General features: G+C 66.5%; 18 protein-coding genes and 1 tRNA gene. 6 read left to right on the plus strand and 13 right to left on the minus strand.

The window, feature by feature from the left end; all coding sequences use genetic code 11:
• Positions 1 to 22: 22 nt before the first annotated feature.
• A complete protein-coding gene (locus ACXJKC_RS08535; RefSeq protein WP_456696276.1) occupies positions 23 to 643 on the minus strand; it encodes a TetR/AcrR family transcriptional regulator in 621 nt (206 codons plus the stop codon).
• 193 nt (positions 644 to 836) lie between these two features.
• On the opposite strand from ACXJKC_RS08535, the gene ACXJKC_RS08540 reads away from it, so the two are divergent.
• Both ACXJKC_RS08540 and ACXJKC_RS08545 read left to right on the plus strand, forming a co-directional pair.
• The gene (locus tag ACXJKC_RS08540) at positions 837 to 1,787 is read left to right on the plus strand and encodes an alpha/beta fold hydrolase (RefSeq protein ID WP_456696277.1); all 951 of its coding nucleotides are present in this window, start codon (positions 837 to 839) and stop codon (positions 1,785 to 1,787) included.
• Positions 1,784 to 2,806 carry an ankyrin repeat domain-containing protein gene (locus ACXJKC_RS08545; protein WP_456696278.1) on the plus strand — a complete coding sequence of 341 codons (1,023 nt, stop codon included), beginning with the start codon at positions 1,784 to 1,786 and terminating at the stop codon, positions 2,804 to 2,806. Before ACXJKC_RS08540 ends, ACXJKC_RS08545 begins: the two co-directional genes overlap by 4 nt.
• Positions 2,807 to 2,976: 170 nt before the next feature.
• Here the strand turns inward: ACXJKC_RS08545 and ACXJKC_RS08550 are convergent, their stop codons facing one another.
• From ACXJKC_RS08550 to ACXJKC_RS08565, 4 genes are read right to left on the minus strand one after another with little or no spacing between them, the layout of a single operon-like run.
• The gene (locus ACXJKC_RS08550; protein ID WP_456696279.1) at positions 2,977 to 3,480 is read right to left on the minus strand and encodes a MarR family winged helix-turn-helix transcriptional regulator; all 504 of its coding nucleotides are present in this window, start codon (positions 3,478 to 3,480) and stop codon (positions 2,977 to 2,979) included.
• A gap of 29 nt (positions 3,481 to 3,509) precedes the next feature.
• Positions 3,510 to 4,550, minus strand: a complete 1,041-nt coding sequence (locus tag ACXJKC_RS08555; protein ID WP_456696280.1) for a serine hydrolase domain-containing protein — start codon at positions 4,548 to 4,550, stop codon at positions 3,510 to 3,512.
• Positions 4,550 to 6,091: an AMP-binding protein gene (locus ACXJKC_RS08560; RefSeq protein ID WP_456696281.1), complete on the minus strand. Its 1,542-nt coding sequence runs from the start codon at positions 6,089 to 6,091 to the stop codon at positions 4,550 to 4,552. The genes ACXJKC_RS08555 and ACXJKC_RS08560 overlap by 1 nt, the downstream gene beginning before the upstream one ends.
• Before the next feature lie 35 nt (positions 6,092 to 6,126).
• Positions 6,127 to 7,260, minus strand: coding sequence for a DUF2817 domain-containing protein (locus ACXJKC_RS08565; RefSeq protein ID WP_456696282.1), 1,134 nt, complete (start codon positions 7,258 to 7,260; stop codon positions 6,127 to 6,129).
• A gap of 95 nt (positions 7,261 to 7,355) precedes the next feature.
• Here ACXJKC_RS08565 and ACXJKC_RS08570 point away from each other — a divergent pair, with 95 nt between their 5' ends.
• Positions 7,356 to 8,105, plus strand: coding sequence for an SDR family NAD(P)-dependent oxidoreductase (locus tag ACXJKC_RS08570; protein WP_456696283.1), 750 nt, complete (start codon positions 7,356 to 7,358; stop codon positions 8,103 to 8,105).
• A gap of 21 nt (positions 8,106 to 8,126) precedes the next feature.
• On the opposite strand, the gene ACXJKC_RS08575 is transcribed toward ACXJKC_RS08570, so the two are convergent.
• On the minus strand, positions 8,127 to 9,158 hold the full coding sequence (locus ACXJKC_RS08575; RefSeq protein WP_456696284.1) for an AraC family transcriptional regulator: 1,032 nt from the start codon (positions 9,156 to 9,158) through the stop codon (positions 8,127 to 8,129).
• 140 nt (positions 9,159 to 9,298) lie between these two features.
• On the opposite strand from ACXJKC_RS08575, the gene ACXJKC_RS08580 reads away from it, so the two are divergent.
• From ACXJKC_RS08580 to ACXJKC_RS08590, 3 genes are read left to right on the plus strand one after another with little or no spacing between them, the layout of a single operon-like run.
• Positions 9,299 to 11,101 (plus strand): AMP-dependent synthetase/ligase, encoded by a 1,803-nt coding sequence (locus ACXJKC_RS08580; RefSeq protein WP_456696285.1) that lies wholly within the window; start codon positions 9,299 to 9,301, stop codon positions 11,099 to 11,101.
• Positions 11,102 to 11,150: 49 nt separating this feature from the next.
• Positions 11,151 to 12,692, plus strand: coding sequence for a nitrilase-related carbon-nitrogen hydrolase (locus ACXJKC_RS08585; protein ID WP_456696286.1), 1,542 nt, complete (start codon positions 11,151 to 11,153; stop codon positions 12,690 to 12,692).
• 4 nt (positions 12,693 to 12,696) lie between these two features.
• The gene (locus tag ACXJKC_RS08590) at positions 12,697 to 13,617 is read left to right on the plus strand and encodes an SDR family NAD(P)-dependent oxidoreductase (RefSeq protein ID WP_456696287.1); all 921 of its coding nucleotides are present in this window, start codon (positions 12,697 to 12,699) and stop codon (positions 13,615 to 13,617) included.
• 135 nt (positions 13,618 to 13,752) lie between these two features.
• Here the strand turns inward: ACXJKC_RS08590 and ACXJKC_RS08595 are convergent, their stop codons facing one another.
• From ACXJKC_RS08595 to ACXJKC_RS08625, 7 genes are all read right to left on the minus strand, one after another.
• Entirely contained in the window at positions 13,753 to 14,637 is an 885-nt protein-coding gene (locus tag ACXJKC_RS08595; RefSeq protein ID WP_456696288.1) for a helix-turn-helix domain-containing protein, read from the minus strand.
• Between the two features lie 190 nt (positions 14,638 to 14,827).
• Positions 14,828 to 15,172: an AraC family transcriptional regulator ligand-binding domain-containing protein gene (locus tag ACXJKC_RS08600; protein ID WP_456696289.1), complete on the minus strand. Its 345-nt coding sequence runs from the start codon at positions 15,170 to 15,172 to the stop codon at positions 14,828 to 14,830.
• A 251-nt stretch (positions 15,173 to 15,423) separates the two neighbouring features.
• Positions 15,424 to 15,496: transfer RNA gene (locus ACXJKC_RS08605), tRNA-Asn, on the minus strand.
• Positions 15,487 to 16,080 (minus strand): sigma factor-like helix-turn-helix DNA-binding protein, encoded by a 594-nt coding sequence (locus tag ACXJKC_RS08610; RefSeq protein ID WP_456696290.1) that lies wholly within the window; start codon positions 16,078 to 16,080, stop codon positions 15,487 to 15,489. Before ACXJKC_RS08610 ends, ACXJKC_RS08605 begins: the two co-directional genes overlap by 10 nt.
• A 74-nt stretch (positions 16,081 to 16,154) precedes the next feature.
• Entirely contained in the window at positions 16,155 to 18,053 is a 1,899-nt protein-coding gene (dnaG, locus tag ACXJKC_RS08615) for a DNA primase (RefSeq protein ID WP_456696291.1), read from the minus strand.
• A 35-nt stretch (positions 18,054 to 18,088) separates the two neighbouring features.
• Positions 18,089 to 19,321: a deoxyguanosinetriphosphate triphosphohydrolase gene (locus ACXJKC_RS08620; protein WP_456696292.1), complete on the minus strand. Its 1,233-nt coding sequence runs from the start codon at positions 19,319 to 19,321 to the stop codon at positions 18,089 to 18,091.
• Entirely contained in the window at positions 19,318 to 19,788 is a 471-nt protein-coding gene (locus ACXJKC_RS08625) for a GNAT family N-acetyltransferase (RefSeq protein ID WP_456696293.1), read from the minus strand. The genes ACXJKC_RS08620 and ACXJKC_RS08625 overlap by 4 nt, the downstream gene beginning before the upstream one ends.
• Between the last annotated feature and the right edge of the window lies 1 nt (position 19,789).

A 19,789-nucleotide genomic window follows, 5' to 3' on the forward strand; every position in this document is an offset into this window, starting at 1 on the left:
ACCCGGCGTCCGCCGAGCGCACCTAGCGGGCGAGCGACTGGCCCATGGCCTGTCTGATCAGGTGGGAGTACGTCGCGATCGCGTCATCCTCCGTGGTCGCGCCCTCGAGAACCGAGGTCGACAGAGATTCGCCCGCGCCGACCAGCGCAATGCACAGACGCTGCAGTTCGAGATCAGGTAGCCGGACATGTGGCCGCAGGACAGCCTCAAACATCCGGACGCCTGTGTCGACCAGCTCTCGATAGATGCGCGCTCGTTCTTCGCTGCCGGTCATGGCTGCCCCGATAGCGAAGAACTCACCGCTCGCATCGGTCGCGCACCTGATGTACGTCGATGAAAGAGCGTCGACGGTGGACTCGTAGGCGATGTCGCCCCGCGCCATTCCCTCTTGGAACGCCTGTTTGCGTTCGGCATCGATCCATCGGTACAAAGCGGTCAACAACACTGAACGCGTTTCGAAGTGATCGTAGACAACAGGCTTTGACACGCCCGCTTGCTGCGCCAGGACGCCGAGCGTCAGCGCATCCACCCCCTCTTCCCGCACGATATTCAGCCCCTTCTCCAGCAGATCCTGGTGGCGATCGGGCCACGAAAGGCGGCGCTTGGGTGGTTCCTGAGTTGACGGCGCGGGATGGGTGGTCATTAAGTTACCTTTAGTAGGTTATGGTTACTACCATTAGTAGGTTACCAGCTACGAAGACGTCACCGGGTGGCAACCCGCGCGGAGACGCGTTCATAACCGCGAGAGAGATGGAGAAGCACAGTTGAGCGAATCAACGAGAAATTCACCGCCGTTGCGCCGAGGGGAGGTCAATGCAAATGGGCACCCGTTCCATGTGCTTGATCAAGGAGACGGTCCTGCTGTCCTGTTCGCCCACGGGTTCCCAGATGTGGGCGAGACCTGGCTCAGCCAGATGGCCGGCGTCGCGGAGGCGGGATACAGAGCAGTGGCTCTGGACATGCGGGGGTTCGGTGCGAGCTACTCCCCCAGCAGTGTCGAGCTCTACAGTGCTCTGCACACCGTCGGAGACCTCGTCGCGGTTCTGGACGCGTTGGAAATCCCTGAGGCTGTACTCGTAGGCCACGACTGGGGCGCCGATGTAGCGCAGCGCGCGATGGTGCTTCGTCCAGATCTGTTCCGTGGACTGGTCAGCCTGAGCATCCCCTTCCTGCCGCGCGGAGAAGTGAGTACCTGGGGTCAGCTGAAGAACGATGGGTTGGGAGACCTCTACTACGCGTTCGACATGATGGAGCCTGATGGGCACCTTGCCTTCGAACCCGCGACGGCCTCCATCCCCAGCGCGCTGCACTGGATGTCGGGAAGCCCTGCGGCGGGCGAAGGATGGGATCCTGTCGACGCGTCCCGAGGGATGCTGCGACCGGCACCGGTCAGCGTCCCATCCTGGGCCGATCCCTCGTACGTGTCGAGCTCCATCGCCGCATTCCAGAAGAGCGGCTTCGCCAGCGGCCTGAACTACTACCGAGCGTCCGACGTCACCTTCGAGCAGATGTCAGCGTTCAAGGGAGTACCGATCCGGCAGCCGTCGCTCTACATCTGGGGAGCTGAAGACGGCCTCTGCCAGCTGTTCCACCCCGACCCGCCCACGGTGGAACAGCTGCGTCCACATGCACCTGGGCTCGTGGACGTGATCCGCCTCGAGGGCGTCGGCCACTGGCCGCAGCACGAAGCGGCCGAAAGAGTGACGGCTGAGATCATCACGTTCCTGGCCGATATCGAATGGCAATGCACCCCCCACTATCGCACCGAAGAGAAGGACGAACGATGACGAACCTTGACCAGGCTGTTCGACGGGAAGACCTCTCCGACGTTGTCGAGCTTCTCCGCTCCGGGGCCGACGTCAACCAGGCCCTGGCCGACGGACTGACCGCCCTGATGGTCGCCTCTGCCCGGGGAAACGCACAGCTCGTCGCGATCCTCCTGACGGCCGGCGCCGACCCCCTGAGGGTGGAACGACAGATGGGCGCCACAGCCCTTCACAAAGCCGCCCAGGGTGGCAATGGCGATGTGGTGTCGCTGCTGCTCGATCATGGCGCCTTCATCGATCAGCAGTCTCCGTCCCTAGGCAACACTGCGCTCATGGACGCTGTTTTGCAGAAGCAGCCGGAAGCCGTCCGGGTGCTCCTGCGCCGCGGAGCTCGAACCGACGTGATGAACCACTGGCACCAGACAGCAGCTGAACTCGCTCATGAGGATGGCCGGGAGGCCATCGCGGGTCTCATCCGGGACCACGACGCCACCAACGCCCGAACGGTGGCCTCCCTCTCTCTGTTTGCGGCCGCGAAGGCGGGCGACCTTGCCACAGTCGAGCAGCTCATCGCAGGTGGCGCAGTGCTGAACGAGCGCCACCCGATCGTGGGTGGCTTCGATGACGACTACACACCTCTGGGCGTCGCCACCCGCGAAGGTCATGTGGACGTCGTGGAGCTCCTCCTCGCCGCTGGCGCGGACCCGCGTCGCACCATCGGACTCATGAGAGGCACAGCTGTTCACGACGCCGCCTACTTCGGGCTCGATGATGTCCTTCGCTGCCTGCTGTCGCCGCGACCGAGTGCACCCACGGCAGACATCGACGCGCAGGGGCCCTACAACGGACTCACCGCGCTCCACGATGCGGTGTGGCACGGCCACACCGCATCGGCTCAGGTACTCCTCGAGGCAGGGGCCTCGTTGTCGTTACGGACACACGCAGGACTCACGCCCAAGGATCTCGCCAGTCTCTACGGGTACGAAGAGCTCGTAGACCTGCTCGCGGCAGAGGAGCTCCGCCGGGGCGGTTCAGCATGACGTCTCACTCTGTCCACTCGATCCCCCAGGCGTCTCCCTGGGGCAAGCCGAGGAACATGGCGAGTTCCCCCGCGAGGATGTGGGCGCCGTCCACGCATACAGAGGCAGAGCGCGGAGGGACCACGAATAGTCGTCGTGCGGAGCCCGGACGCACCGGCTGCCCCATGGGCTCAGTCGGTGCTGGCGATGCGCTCCTCCACGAGCACACGAACCTCACGCAGCTTTGCTGCGAGGTCAGTGAGCAGCTCCGGAGGGACACCGCCGATGCCCCATTCATTGGCGTCCAGTGCGGTCGCCATGGACTGCTGGGCGTCTTCGCCCGCGGGAAGAAGAGTCACGACCGTGACCCTCCGATCGCTGCCCTGAGATCGCCGGACCAGCTTGTCGCGCTCGAGACGATCGACAGTCCGGGTGATCGTGGTCGGATGGGCAGCGACGCGCACGGCCAGCTTGGCCGTGGGCATCTGCTTGGCCGGGTGGAAGCTGAGCGCCGTCAGAGCCTGCCAGCCGGCGAACGTCAGGTTCACGGCGGTGAGCGCCGGCTGCGCAGCTGCCTGGACGAGACGATTGATGCGCTCGACCTCGAGGGTCACAGCAAGCTCGTGATGCGCGCGGATGCCACGACGCTCGAATTCTCGTTGCGTGGCCTCAATGAGGTCGCGATCCAAGTCCACCACGTCAGCCTATCCGTTCTGCTGTGTCGTCATGGGCAGAAGGGGATCAGGTCGTCCATGTAGACGAGGTCGATCGGATTGCCGTAAGCCACCGACACGTGTTCAGGGAACGCGCCGAGCAGATTGGTGAGCACGATGATCGTCAGCCCGTCGGGATAGCGGGCGATCTGCGCTTTCCCCCCACCGCCGGGGGCTGGCACGAGCCCCTGGGGTCGCTCGAAGACGAGCCAGCCGATGCCCCACATGCCAGGCCCCCCGTCGTGGCTGGGGTTCGGGGACCACAGGATGTCGAGACTTGCTCCCGAGAGCAGCGCACCTCCCTCGAGAGCAGACATCCAGGCGGCCAGGTCCTCAGCGGTGCTGTGGAGTCCAGCCGCGGTGCGCAGGACGTGCGGCCAGTCCAGACGGCTTTTGTCCATCCTGCCCGTGGGCTCACCGGCGGCGTCCAGGCTCATGTAGGTGTCGGCGCGATGCGAGATGAGGTCCAGGTCGTTGGCGTACCGCGTGTGCGTCATGCCTGCCACGTCGAACTGTCGCTCGATGATGAAGTCAACGAACGGCTTGCCGGCAAGGCGGTCGATGACCTTGCCGAGCAGGGCGTAGTTGGTCTGCACGTAGTTGTAGCCGTGGCCGGGCTCGAACTCCATGGGCGCGTCGTAGGCGACAGCCCAGGCTGCCTCCTCGTCCGCCGCGATCAGTCCGACGGAGTTGTCCGCGCCGTAGGCCATGATCTCCGGCACTCCCGACGTGAGGGTAGCGAGCTGTCGGATCGTGATCGGCTGCCAGGCTTCGGGCAGAGAATCGAGGTAGCGCGACACCGGCGCGTCAAGGTCGAGGTCGCCCGACTCGACCAGCTGCATCAACGCGACCCCGGTGAACGCCTTGGCCATCGAGTTGATGGAGAACACCGACTCGGGCGTCACCGCGACGTCGTGCTCGAGGTTGGCGGTTCCAAGCACCTCCGACGCCACGACCTTGCCATCGCGCAGCACCACCGCCTGGAGGCCGGGTACGTGACGCTCTTCCATCAACCGGGTGAGCTGCTCGCGCAGCCCGTTCGTGGCGCTCATCATATTCCTTCGTTCATCGTGGCCTGTTGCTGCTCGAGAAAGGCGCCGCGCAGCGCCTTCTTGTCACGCTTGCCGACCTGCGTCAGCGGGATGCGTTCGACGATGTCTATGCGCTTCGGCGTCTGCACCGACCCCTTCAGCGCGCGAACGTGCGCCTTGAGCTGGTCGGTCGTGACGCTGGAGTCGCGCAGCTCGACCACGGCAACGAGGATTTCGCCCCAGTAGTCGTCTGGGACACCGAAGGCCGATGCGCCGGCCACCGCGGGATGTTCTTCGAGCGCGTCCTCTACGTTGCGGGGGTAGACGTTGAACCCCCCGGTGATGACGAGGTCCTTCGCACGGTCCACGATGCGCAAGAAGCCGTCGGGGTCACGCACGGCTACATCACCGGTGCGCACCCAACCACCCCGCATCGCCTCAGCCGTCTCCTCGGGGCGGTTCAGGTAGCCGCTCATCAGGAGGGGGCCCCGGACGCAGAGCTCCCCGGGCTGCCCGTCGGGCACGTCGACGTCCTGGTCGTCCACCAATCGCACCTCGACGTCTGCGACTGGCCGCCCGCACGACGCCATGCGGGCGTCGGACGTCACGTCGTGCTCTTCGCGCCTCATGACGCAGACAGTGGTCGGCGCTTCGGCCTGGCCGTAGAACTGGAAGAATATCTGCCCAAACCGGGCGATGGCTTCCCTGAGCCGCTGCGGCGAGATCGGCGAGGCACCATAGAAGATCGTGGAAAGGCTGGAGGTGTCGTGCTCGTCCAGCTTCGGGTGGTCGAGGATCGCGGCGATCATCGTCGGGACGAGCAGGGCGCACGTGATCCGATACCGCTCGACGAGGGCGAGGAATTCGCCCGCCTCGAACGACTGCTCGACGTAGAGGGTGCCACCCCGTGCGATCGTCGGCACGAAGTTGATGCCGCCGGCATGGCTGAGCGGGGCGACCAGCAGGTTGCGGACTTCCTCGGGCCACTGCCACTCCTCGAGCAGGATGCCGTACATCGCCGACATGCTCCGGTAGCTGATCTGGGCCGCCTTGGGCACACCCGTGGTGCCGCCGGTGTAGACGATCCGGCAGATGTCCTCGAGATCGGTGGGACGAGGCTCGAGCACCGTTGCGCTCTGAGCCGCCATGAGCACCCGCAGGTCGTCGGACTCGCCGCCACCGATGCGGAGCACCCGAGCGTTGCTGCCAGCGATCTCGACGGCCTTGGCAATCTCGTCCATCCGCCGAGCGTCGACGACCACATGGGTAGCTGCGGCGTCGAGGAGGATGTGCGCGAAATCGACCGGGCTGCCGAGCGGATGCAGGGGCACGAAGACACCGCCCAGCGCGGCGACGGCCTGCTGGACGAAGAGCACCTCGATACGGTTGCCGGACAACAGCGCGACCCGGTCGCCGGCCCGAAGCCCCAGTTCCTCCAGCACCGCGGCGCATCGGGCCATCGCGACCTCGAGCTGTGCCCCGGTCCAACTCGCGCCGTCGGACTCGACGACGAGCGTCCTGTCCGCGTGCGTCCGCAGCGCGTCGACGAGGAGGTCGTTCATGTGCTCGAAGCGTCGTTCTGTCACCACCGAGTCGGTCACCACTCGGCCAGTCCCTTCAGCACGCGTGTCTGGGCGTCGAGCCCGTTGGTCATGGCTGCCTCGCGCCAGGTCGGCGATTCCGGGTTGAGACCCTCCATCATCAGGTCCAACATCGCCTCGCGCGAGGTATAGGTACTCCCGGTAGCGTACTTCAGCCATCGGTCGAGGCGCACGGTGTTGAGCACCGTCAAATTGTCATAGGTGCCGACCTCAATCAGGAGACCAGCCCATTCCGCCCAAGGGGCGGTGCTCGGCAGCCACGCCGAGAAGAATCCCGTGTACGACGGGGTGTGTCCCTCCGACATCGCGGCGGACGACGAGAAGCTGGTCCGGGCCGACTCCCCCAGCCAGTCGACAACCCGCTCGTACCCGTCCGAGTCAACCGGCAGGCTGCAGATATGGGCGAGCTCGCCCCACGCGCCGATGCCGGTGTGCCACTCGATGAAGGCCACCTTCTCGGCACGGGCCAGCACGCGAGGGAGTAGCTCGGCGACGACCGTGTGCGACCAGGCGGGACGGTCGCCGACATAGGTGATGCCGGTCGGCTCGACAGCCTGACCGCCCGACAAGGCGGTGATCATCTGCTGCGGACCGTGCGCCTGCACCATCTCGTCCAGTACCGGGCCCCAGTCGCTCGCCTCCTCGGTCCAGTCCTCGGGGCAGAGCGACGGGAACAGCTCGCGGTAGAGGTCGTTGCGCGCAAAAGCGGTCCCGTGGTCAACGAAGTTCCGGTTGAGGTCGATGTTGGCCTCGTCAGTGCGTGAGTGGTGCGAGTAGCCCCAGGGGTTCAGGGCATGCAGCGCCACCACGTTGACGCCATCTGGAATCTCGAGATCGTTGAGCCACGCGAGCTGCAGCGCCGAGCCGAGAAAGCCCTCCTGGCCGTGGGTGCCCGAGACGATCAACAGCGTCCTGGTGGCCTCGGGATCGCCGAACGTGGCCACGTCGATCGCCAGTTCTTCGCCCTCGGCCCCTCGCTCGGTCGGGTGCACCACAGACTTGAGGCGAGCGCCCCGCTCGGTCACCAGGTCCAGGAACCGGCGACGCGCCTCGGCGTACGTCTCACTGAAGGCTTCGACCACAGGCACCTCCGGTTGTGTCACGACGTCGTCCGCACTCTTCGAGTCCATGTGTACAAAATTACATGCACTACCATCTATTGGCAACGGTTCTTTCTCATCCGTTGAATCACTCCCGTTCACACCCACACACCTAGGAGAACTACATGGACATCCACAGCACCTCCGCGATCGTCACCGGCGCAGCGTCCGGGCTCGGCGCGGCGACCGCACGAGCCCTCGCCGAGGCCGGGGCACACGTCGTCGCAATGGACCTCTCCTTCGACGGCGTCGACCCGGTCGAGGGCGTGGTCTACGTCCCGACCGACGTCACCGACGGCACCCAGGTGCGCCACGCGGTCGCCGTGGCCGCAGAAGCGGCCCCGCTGCGTATCGCCGTGAACTGCGCCGGCATCGGTCCCTCGGCGCGCGTCGTCGGACGAGCCGGTGTCCACGACCTCCACCTGTTCGCGAAAGTGGTGACGGTGAACCTGGTCGGCACCTTCACGGTGATGGCGCTGGCAGCAGAGGAGATCGCGCGCAACGCCGAGCTCAATCATGGCCAGCGCGGCGTCATCATCAACACGGCCTCGATCGCCGCCTACGACGGTCAGATCGGACAGACCGCTTACGCCTCCTCGAAGGGCGGCGTGGTGTCGATGACCCTCCCGGCGGCCCGAGACCTCGCCCAGCACGGCATCCGCGTCAACACCATCGCGCCCGGCATTGTCGAGACCCCGATGCTCGCCACTGTCGGCGAGGAGGTTCGCGCCGGTCTCGCAGCAGGTGTCCCGTTCCCGCAACGCCTCGGACGGCCCGACGAGTTCGCCCTCCTGGTCACCCAACTCATCGCGCACGACTACATCAACGGCGAGGTCGTCAGGATGGACGGCGCGCTGCGCATGGCACCCCGCTGACTGACGGCCCGTCGCTCGACGTCAGTCAGCACCGGGGCGCCTGTAGTCCCTCGGCGTGCTTCCCGTCCACCGCCGAAAGGCGCGGTGGAAGGCGCTCGGCTCGGAGAAGCCGAGACGCGACGAGAGGTCGGCAACCGTCTCGTCGCCAGTGACGAGACTGGTGATCGCGGCATCCCTCAGGACGTCCTGCTTGATGTCGGTGATCGACGTGCCTTCGTCCCGCAGCTGCCTTCGCAGGTTCTGCGGGCTCGTCGTGAGGCGGGCCGCGATCTCGTCGGGCGACGGCCAGTCACCCCGCAGACCGTGCTCCAGGATCCGTCGCACCCGGTCGCCCGTCGTGCTGCCGTAGTCACGCACGCGGACGATGTCGTCGGGGGCTCGATCCATGTAGTCGATCATCTCGGCCTCGCTCCGAATCACGGGAGCCGAGAGCAGCGCACTGCTGAAGGTCAGTGCAGCTCCGTGCGAGGACGTGAGCACCGGGGCCCCGAAGACGACATCGTGGCTCCGCGCTGATCCGGACAGACGGTAGGGAACTTCGACATGCACCAACGGGATGCGCTGGCCCACCATCCAGCCGAGGAATCGATGGACGGTCGTGAGCAGAAAGTCGACGAGGAACTCCGGATCGTCGTCGATCGGCTCCACCTCCACCGCCACACGGCACGTGTCGCCGTCGAGCCGCACGCGCACCCCAGGGTGCCCCGGCAGGAACTCCCCGAACTCGGCCATCCGCGCGAGCACCGAGCCGAGGTCGACGGCGTTGACGAGGGTGAAGGCCACCATCCGGAAGCTGCCCCGCGGCATCGGCTCACGCCCGAGGCCGAACAGCTCGTCGTCGGTCAGGTCCCACATGCGGCGCAGCACGGCACTCGCCTGGTCGCTCGTCACCCGTGACAGCGCAGAGCCCAGCACCGACGCGCTGATGCCGGCGGCACGCAGCAGCTCGTCGACGTCGATGCCGCGGCGGCGGGCCGCGTCCAGGGCCGCGTTCGCGACGTCGGCAGGCACCGTCGCGGTCGTGCACTCGTCCACGTGGAGTTCTCCGGGCATGGCCCCATCATGGGGCATCCATGGTGGACGTGGCGGTCAAGGATCCTGCGAGCCGGGGTCACTGGCACAGCTTGGAGACGGCCTTAGCGTCGTTCTACGACGTCATCGGGACGACAGGGCCGGTGCGGAAAGGAACCTCCATGAGCTCGGAATCTGTGCCGACGACCCTCGTCGCTCACTTGCAGACCGCCACACAGACGTACCCGCACCACGTGGCGATCCGCTTCAAGCGGAACGGCGAGTGGCATGAACGAACGTATGCCGACCTCGAGGCCGAGACGACCGCGACAACGCGCGGTCTGATCGCCAACGGGCTGCAGCCAGGCGATCGCGTGTGCGTCCTATCCCAGACCCGTCCGGAGTGGACGATCGTCGACCACGCGATCCTTCGCGCCGGCGGTGTCGTCGTCCCGGTCTATCCCACGAGCAGCCCCGACGAGATCCGGTGGATCGTCGCCGACTCCGGTGCCACATGGATCGTGTGCGAAAACGCCGAGATGATGGCCAAGGTCGACGCCGTCGCCGGCGAGTTGCCGGACCTCGAGCACCGCTACCTGATCGACGACGATCCCCGAGCACCTCTGGCACCGACCCTCGAGGGGCTGCGGACCACCGGGACGACGACGAGTGACGACCAGCTCGCCGAGCGGGCCGCCGCCGTCGAACCAGGGTCCGTGTCGACGGTGATGTACACGTCCGGGACGACGGGCCGGCCGAAGGGCTGCCTGTTGACCCACCAGAACCTGACGTCGACGATCGACGCGGTGGCCGCGGCAGACCTCATCGACGCCAGCGACACGGTCTACCTGTTCCTACCACTCGCCCACGTGTTCGCACGCATGGTCCAGATGACCGCGGTGCAGACAGGTGCCACCGTGGCCTACTTCGGCGGGGACATCAGCAACGTCATCGAAGAGCTGTCCGAGGTCCGCCCGACCTTTCTGCCGTCAGTCCCACGCATCTTCGAGAAGATCCACGCCACGGCGACGGCCGGCGCTGCTGACGCCTCGCGGCCGAAGCGGGCCGTGTTCGACTGGTCGCTGACGGTCGGACGACGCAGGGCCGCGGCCCTCCAGGCCGGCCGGCCGATCACCGGGCTGCTTGCGCTGCAGGTGCGGCTGGCCGACGCGCTCGTTTTCCGCCGGGTGCGAGCCGTCCTGGGCGGGGAGATCCGCGCGTGCCTGACCGGGGCGGCCCCGATCTCCCACGACGTCCTCGAGTTCTTCCACGGGGCCGGCATCCCGATCGTCGAGGGCTTCGGGATGACCGAGGCCACCGCCGCCCTGTCGTTCACCCCGAAGCACCTGCCCCGATTTGGCACCGTCGGCACGGCGATGGCCGGGGTCGAGCTGCGGATCGCGGATGACGGCGAGATCTGCGCACGCGGGGCCAATGTGTTCGCGGGGTACCTGAACAATCCCGAGGCGACACAGGAGACCCTGCGTGACGGCTGGCTCCACACCGGCGACCTGGGCCGGCTGGACGACGACGGCTACTTGACGATCACCGGCCGCAAGAAGGACATCATCATCACCGCTGGTGGGAAGAACCTCAGCCCCGCCAATCTCGAGAACGATCTGCGCCAGTCGCGGTGGATCTCGCACGCTGTCATGCATGGCGACCGCCGACCCTACCCGGTTGCCCTGGTCACCCTCGATCCTGACGAGCTAGGACACCTGGGGCAGGCCGTGGGGCTGGATGGCGCTGCCGACGACCTCGCGAGCCACCCCGACGTGCGAGCCCTCATCCAGGCCGACCTGGACCGGGTCAACGCCGGGTACAGCAAGGCTAGCCAGATCAAGAAGTTCGTCATCCTGCCGAACGACTTCTCGATGCTGGGCGGCGAGCTCACGCCGACCATGAAGCTGCGTCGTGCCGAGATCAACCGCAAGTACGCCGACGTCCTCGACGACCTCTACGCGGACGCAATGCGCCCGTCGTGACGCGCATTCCTGTCTCAGTTCCACACCAGCCCCGCCTGAAAGGCCCCTGATGACCACCTTTGCATCCGCCCCAGCCGGCACCACCGGCTCTGCCCCCGAACCTCACGCCTCCGCGAATCGCTTACGGCTGCTCTGGCTCGGTGTGGGCACAGTTCTGTCGTTGTTCGCCGTGCACGGTCGTCTCGACATCAGTCTGGCGGCGTGGCTGTACATGATCTTCCTGCTCCGGTTCAGCCGGACGACCAGGCCGATCGTCGCCATCATCCTCGTCTGGCTGGTGTCGATCGCAGGAATCTTCTTCTGGGTGTACACCGTCGCCGTGCCGATGAATCCCACGACCGCCGTCGGCGCGGTCGCACTGGGGTCGCTGGTCGCGGTGCCGTTCGCGGTGGACCGGGTGCTGTTCGCGCACCTGGGCTCCCGGACCGCACTGCTCCTCTTCCCGCTCCTGGTGGTCGGTGTGCAGTTCCTCATCGGGTCGATCAGCCCGTTCGGGACGTCGATCGGCCTGCTGGCCTCGACCCAGCACGCCAACTTGCCCCTCCTGCAGCTGATCTCCGTGACGGGGCCGTACGTCATCGGATTCCTATTCGCCTGGATCGCCACCGTCGTCAACCGCGTGTGGGCTGACCCGTCTGCCGGTCGCGCCCACGCGTCAAGTACCGGCGTCCTCGGTGCCGTGCTCCTGGTGACACTGCTGGGCGGAGGGCTGCGCCTCGCATGGTTCCCACCCGACTCCCCCACGGTGCGAATCGTGGGGCTCAGCCCGAGCCAAGAGGCCACCGGCATGACCTTTGGTGCCCTGGGCGGCGAGCCACAGGAGCAGTCTCTCTCCCGCACCGACCCAGCCGCTGCGGCCATCGCCTTCGAGCCGGTGAACCGCGACCTGCTGGACCGTACCCGCCAGGCCGCCCAGGGCGGCGCGAAGATCGTGTTCTGGTCGGAGCAGGCGGCGAACGTGACCGCCGCGGGTGAGGATGCCTTCCTCGCCGAAGCCGCCGAGCTAGCCCGGGAGGAGCAGATCTATCTCCAGGTGGCCGAGTACGTGCACCTCCCCAAGGCGCCGTACTCCCGCAACGTCACCCGCCTGTTCGACCCCACTGGCGAGCTGGTGAGGTCGTACGACAAGGCCCACCCCATTCCCGGCCTCGAGCACTATCCGGCGGGTCCGGGCACGGTGGAGGTGGTCGACACCCCGTACGGCCGCCTCGCGACGGTAACCTGCTTCGACGCCGACTTCGTGTCCTTGGCGCGCGTGGACGCCGACATCATGCTCGTACCCGCCCGCGACTGGGCCGAGGTCGGCGTGGCGCACAGCCAGAAGGCAGCCCTGCGCGCCGTCGAGAACGGCTACTCAGTCGTCCGCCAAGGCGAGTTCGGCCAGGCGGCCGCCTGGGACTACCAGGGACGCGTGCTCTCCGACCAGGCCTACGCCACGACACCCGCTCTCACGATGGTGGTCGACGTACCGACCGAGGGCTCCCGCGCGGTGTACAACCGCATCGGCGACATCTTCGCGTGGATCTGTGTCGCCGCCGGCGCGTGGATCGTCGGTCTGGGCGTTGCCGCCCGTCGCCGCGGAAAGGCGTGACCCCATGAGCAACGACGATCAGAGCGCCACTCAAGTCGGGTCGGTGTTCGCGGTCACGGGTGCCACAGCGGGCATCGGCTACTTCCTCGCCGAGAAGCTCGCAGCGACCGGGTCTGAGGTCATCCTGATGGGCCGCAGCGCCACCCGGATCGAGACGGCTAAGCGCGAGATACGCCGGCGCGTGCCGACAGCACAGCTGACCGACATGGCCGTCGACCTGTCCGACCTGGATTCGGTGCGAGACGCAGCAGCCGCGCTCGCCGGACGCCCACGCCTGGATGGCTTGATCGCGAATGCGGGAGTCATCTCTGTCGGCAAGCAGCGGATGACGACGGTGCAGGGGCACGAGCTCGCGGTGGGTACCAACCACCTCGGCCACTTCGCGCTGATCGGTGCCGCACTACCCCTGCTGGAGGCCACGCCTGGCAGCAGGGTCGTCTCAACGGGGAGCTACATCACAGGCATGATCCCGTTCGATCCAGACGATCTCCTCAGCGAGTCGGACTTCCACCCCCGACGCGCGTACGCGCAGTCCAAGCACGCCACCGAGATCTTCGGCTTCGAGCTTGATCGACGGCTTCGGCTGTCGGGCAGCGGCACGTCGTCGATCATCGCCCACCCCGGTGGGGCCCTCGAACAGATGACTCCCCGCCGACCCGGCATCGGCGGCGCATCGGTCCCTGTGCGAGCCGTCTTCTCGATCGGTGCCGGTTTCGCCCAGGGCAAGCACCGCGGCGCGCTGCCCTTGGTCATGGCCGCACTCGACCCCACCGTGACCGGCGGGACCTACCTCGGTCCTCATCGCAGAACCCATGGACGGCCCATCGTCACCACGCCGCCACCGACCAGCACCGATCCGGTGCTCGGCGCGGCCCTGTGGCGACGGTCCGAGGAGCTCACCGGCGTCACGTTCGGCACGCGCTGAGGACCGCCGATCCGTGTCTGGCAGGTCGATCTCGAACGTGGCCAAGGTCCGAACGCTGCGTCGCCGCCCATCCCCTACATCGCCCCTCACGGCGAAGCAGCGACGGTCGAACGGCGTCGAGGAGACGCCGGTGATTCACGTCGTGCTGGATATGTCGAGCTCCAGGGCCAGCTCCATGCACCGCAGGCGTGCAGGCGAGAAGTCGTAGGGCATCATCCGGACAGCCTCGGCGAGGCTCGTTGACCCGCATGCTGAACCGGCGGCGGCCCCGTCGTCGGAGGGATCGGGGTGCAGCTCGTCCCAGGCTTCGAACCGCTCGTCGTCGGCCTGCGCCAGGCCAGAGCTCTCGATCACCGCGCGGAGTGCGGTCTCGAAGGCGTGCCGTTCGGCGGCCACCTCCGCTACGCGGGGGTCGTCGACGGCAACCGTGTCGTCGAGCGCCTCTTCGGCGGCGTCGACCCGGTCAGAGTCCTCCCGCAGGTCCGGGTGGGTGGCCAGTGCGATGAAGCGCGACGCCTGGACGGACGCGCCGAGCCCGCCGAAGATCCGCTCGGTCACGAGCAGGGTGTCCAGGTCGTCCTGCCGCAGGGCGCCCTCTGGCAGGCCTACGAGGCGGTCGCTCACGACATCGGAGAGCAGACCCAACCTGCTGCCCTGCGCACGCATACGCTGCACGGCGGTCCGCTGCTGCTCGAGCTCGGCCTGCCGGGCAACGAGGGCCCCCTCCAGCCGGTCCAGGATGCGCGCGACGTCGCTGACGGCGCTGTCGGCGGCGCCGGCCGCGTCCGCGAAGGCATCGCGGATGTCGTCGAGGGCAATGCCGGCGTCGGCCATCCGTCGGATCCACAGCAGCCGGATCATCTCGTCGTAGCCGTACCGGCGTCGATCATCGCTCCCCCGCTCGGGCTCCGGGAGCAGGCCTATCTGGTGGTAGTGACGGATCGCCCGCGGCGTGGTGCCGACGAAGGCGGCGGCACCCCCGATCGCGACTTGGCGCGGAGGGACGAAGGACGAGAACATGTGCGGGGCCTTCCTCGGTGGACGGGTTACATCCACTTCACCACATGACGTTACGGAAGGTGCAATTCCGCTGATTGAACGCGAGTGCGCAGCTGGGCACCGCTTGGTCAGCCGTCTTCAGGCGCCTGTAGTCCCTCGGCGTGCTTCCGGTCCACCACCGAGGCGCGTAGACAGGTCGGCGACCGTTTCGTCACCGGCGACGAGGCTGGTGATCGCGACGTCTCTCAGGACGTCCTGCTTGATGTCGGTGATCGACGTGCCCTCCTCTAAACCCGAGTTCGACGGCGTTGACGAGCGTGAAGGCCACCATCCGAAAGCTGCCCCGCGGCATCGGCTCGCGCCCGAGGCCGAACAGCTCGTCGCCGGTCAGGTCCCACGTGTGTCGCAGTACGGCGCTCGCCTGGTCGCTCGTCACGCGCGACAGTGGAGAGCCCAGCGAAGACGCGTTGATGCCGGCAGCACGTAACAGCTCGTCGACGTCGATGCCTTGGCGGCGGGCCGCGTCCAGGGCCATGTTCGCGACGTCGGCAGACACGGTGGCGTTCGCGCACTCGTCGGCAAGGGGTTGTCCGGGCCCGTCAGATCATCGATCGGCCCGCGGGATAGGTTTCCGACCTCTTGGAGGAAATCGGAGGCATCCGTAGGCGGGCCAAAGAAGGGGCAGGAGGTCACCCGACAGCACTACCGGTCACGGAATAAACGTGTAATTTCCGTGTAACTTTGTTCCAGTCAGCTCAGGTGGAAACAGCAAAACCCCCGCCGGAGCGGGGGTTTTGCCGGGTGCTGCTCCCCAACTTGGACTCGAACCAAGAACCCTCCGATTAACAGTCGAATGCTCTGCCAATTGAGCTATTGGGGATGGGTTCCACCCTGCGGAGGAACACAGTAGAGAACTCTAGCAAGCCTCTGACGGACTTGTCTCACCGCCTGCTCCTCAATCGTCCGGACCCGACTCGCACTGATTCCGAGCCGGGCCGCGATAGCAGGCCGCGACATCTCAAAACCGTTGAAATCACCGATTCCGTATCGCATCCGGAGCACTTCGGCCCCTTCCTCGGACAGTCCGTCGAGGAGATCGGCTGCGCTCACCTCGAATCCCTCGACAATCGGTTCGAGGGAGCCGAGAGGCACTTCGGGACGTTCGATGCGACGCATCTCGGCACCGATCCACCGCCAGGCGTACGTCGCGAGACGGGCCCCACGATCCGGATCGAAACGGTCGACCGCACGGATCAGCCCGACAGCCCCCGACTGAACGGCATCGCGCAGTTCCTCACCCCGCAGACCCAGCAGAATCGCGCGCATGACCACGGCCCTCATTCCGGCAATGATGAGCTCTCCACGGGCCTCCAGGTCCCCCTCGCGGGCCCGGCGCGCCAGGGTGCGCTCTTCATGGGCCGGTAGCGGCCGCATTGCCATCAGGTCACGAAGGAATCGATCCATTCCTCCAGGTTCGATCACCCGACGTGTCGCAGTATCCGGCCTGGTCGGTTCTGTGGATCACCGTCGGCGGATCGTCAGCTGGGGACTTCGGCGCTGAGTGACCTATCGCGCAACTCACGGAACTGCTGCTCCAGCGCCATGAGCTCACCGAACATGCCGTTGTAGGTCTCGGCCTCATCGATCGGATTGGTGCGCTGCAACTTCGACTTCACGTCGGCGATGCGCCGCCCGAGGGTGAGCAGCTGCAATCGCATCAAGATCGACCCCACGACGGCTGCGGTGTTGGCTTCCCGCGCACGCATCGGTTCGACCGCGGCGATCGACAGGATCCGTTTGGAATCCTCGTCGGTCACGGAGTCTGCGAGTCTGGGCAACCAGGTCGGATCGGTCTTCTCGGGCCACGACGCCGCCTCGATGTGCGCCCAGATCCCTTTGGAGATCGGGTGCATGAAATCCTCGTCGCTGAGGTTCTCGGCGAAACGTGCCGCGATATGAGGATGCTGCACGATGGCCTTGAGCGCCTCCCGCTCGTCCGCGAACTGCGGGAGACCGAAGTTGACCGCGGGTGACGGCATCGCCGGCGCCTCCGGCTCAGCAGGCGCGGACAGCCCTCCGCGGGGTGCGGTGACCTTGGGCGGATTCGCGACTCGGCGACGGTGCGCCGCACGGACCTGGTCGACGTCGACGCCGATGCGTCCGGAGATCTCCCGCAGTAGCTCGTCGACTTTGGACTTGTCGCGGATCGCCGAGGCGAGCCCGACTGCTTCACGGACGGCATCGACCCGCTGATCGCCGCGGTCGAGATCGTACTTGCCCAGCATGTTGTCGAGCACGAACCGGTACAGCGGGATGCGTGAGGAGACGAGATCGCGAACGGCTGCATCGCCATCGGCCAGTCGCAGATCGCACGGGTCCATGCCTCGAGGTTCCACCGCGACATACGTCTGTGCGACGAACTGTTGATCGCCGCTGAACGTCTTGAGCGCCGCGCGTTGGCCGGCCTCGTCGCCGTCGAATGTGAAGATGACCTCGCCGTGAAACGCCTGGTCGTCGAGCATCAGCCGGCGCATGACGCGGGCGTGATCCTCACCGAATGCCGTGCCGCAGGTCGCGACCGCCGTCGTGACACCGGCCTCGTGGCATGCCATGACGTCGGTGTAGCCCTCGACGATGACGGCCTGGCTCGACGACGAGATGGAGCGTCGGGCCAGATCGAGTCCGTACAGCACCTGTGACTTCTTGTAGATCGGCGTCTCTGACGTGTTGAGGTATTTGGCCTCGACCCGGTCGTCGTCGAACATGCGGCGAGCACCGAAGCCGATGATCTCGCCGGTCATCTCGCGGATGGGCCACAGCAGCCGTCCGCGAAATCGGTCGTACAGTCCGCGGGTACCGCGCGATGCGAGCCCGCCGACCAGCAATTCGTCCTCGGTGAATCCCTTGCCACGTAGGTGGGCGACCAACTGCTCTCCCCCGCGCGGTGCGAATCCCATACCGAACTTCTCGGCCGCGGCCTGGTCGAAGCCCCGGTCCTTGACGAACTGGCGACCGACTTGGGCGTCCTGACCCGACAGCAGTACCTGAGCGTAGAACTCCCCCGCCTCGCGGTGCGCTGCCAGCAGTCTCGGACGCTGGTTGGGATCGCGACGCGGCCCGGGCGCCCCGCCCTCTTCGTAACGCAGGGTGATACCGGCCTTGGCGGCAAGACGTTCGATCGTCTCGACGAAGCTGAGCCCTTCGATCTCCATGACGAACTTGAAGACATCGCCGCCGGCACCGCAGCCGAAGCAGTGATAGGAACCGACCGAGGGGCGGACATTGAACGACGGCGACTTCTCGTCGTGGAACGGACACAAACCCTTGCGGGAACCGCCACCGGCGTTCTTGAGCGTCACGTACTGCTCGATGACCTCATCGATGCGTGTGCGCTCACGGACGAGTTGGATGTCCTCGTCCTTGATGCGCCCGGCCATGTGGTGAATCGTAGTCGGCCCCTCCACCACCTCCGCTAGTGGAGCAAGCGCTGTCCCCAGGCACGTGCCGAGACGTCGGTCAGGCTCGCGACCTGGTCGATGACGACCCTGCGCCGTGCGGCGTCATCGGGCGCTTGGGCGAAATCCTGACCGAACTCCGCTTCCAATTCCGTGCCATCTGACTCGTCCAGCACTTCGACCAATGCCAGCAGCAGCTCACGCTGGTCGGCCAGCGGCTCGGCCCGGTCATCTGAGCGCATGACGTAGTGCGCCGCGATCGACTTCAGCACCGTGATCTCGTCGCGGGTGTCGCCAGGCACTTCCAGGTCCGCACCGAAGCGGGTCAACGGTCCTTGACCCCACACCTCGACCGTCGCTTGCTCGGCGGCACTCGCGAAGCGTCCGATGAGCCCGCTGGTCAGGCTCTTCAGGACGGCCCGCGCGGCCCGGCTGCCGTCGAATGAGGTCGTGGGCCACTCAGGCAGCGTCTGTAGACGGTCGAGTGCGGCATCGAGTCTCGCGTCGGTCGCCTCAGGGTCGTACCAGTCACGGGCGACGGCGTGGATCGCAGCGATATCGAGCTCCCCGGTTCGTAAGCCGAACCAACCGCCGACCACACCGTCCTCCACATCGTGAACCGAGTAGGCGATGTCATCGGCCAGATCCATGACTTGGGCCTCGATCGGCCGACGCCGGTCAGGGGCGCCCTCGCGAAGCCAGTCGAACATCGGCAGATCGTCGACATACACGCCGAACTTGCCGCTGCCGAGCGCCCCTTCATCGCGTGCCCACGGATATTTGACGCACGCCGACAACGTCGCCCGGGTCAGGTTGAGTCCGACGCTTCGCCCGTCGGGCGCGAAGGTTTTCGACTCCAGTCGGCTCAGGATCCGCAAGGTTTGGGCGTTGCCCTCGAATCCGCCGCATGACTGTGCGGCCTGATCGAGGGCCGTCTCGCCGTTGTGGCCGAATGGCGGATGGCCGAGATCGTGGGCCAGCGCCGCCGAATCGACGATGTCGGGATCGCAGCCCAGCGATTTGCCGAGTTCGCGGGCCACTTGCGCGACCTCCAGCGAATGGGTGAGCCGGTTGCGGACGAAGTCGTCGAAGCTCGCGCCCATGACCTGGGTCTTGGCAGAGAGCCGCCGCAGTGCCGCCGAATGGACGACGCGAGCCCGATCGCGTTCGAATGCGGTGCGTCCTGAGCGCTTCGGGGCTTCATCGACGAAACGCTCGTATGCCTCGGGACCGTACGATCCAGCCGTCATCGGATCTGCTTGGCCATTCTGATATTGGTCGTCTCGAAGCCGGCCGACTCGTACAGGCCGATCGCGACCTTGTTGAATCCGAAGACATGCAAACGCAGCACGCCGATGCTGTGATCGGCACACCAGCCTTCGGCCGCTTCCAGCAGCTCACGACCGAACCCTCTCCCGCGCTCACCCGGCTCGACCTCGATGTCGTAGATGAAGGTCTCAGGGGGCGACAGGGCCGGATCGGTGAACAACCACAACGTGCCCACCTCGCGACCGTCGACCATCGCGGCGAACAGATCGTGTCCTGGCGTTTCGAGGCCCTTCGGCAGCAACTCGGCATTCTCCTTGGCGGAGCGTTCGATCGCGCCCTCTTCGGGCCAGTTGCCGGCGTCGATCTTGTCTTGCGCGAAAGCAGTGATCTGGTGCTCGTTCCACGACACGAACCGGTCCGGAGTCATGGGTTCCAGGGTCAACGACATG

Source organism: Aeromicrobium sp. P5_D10 (assembly GCF_054049535.1).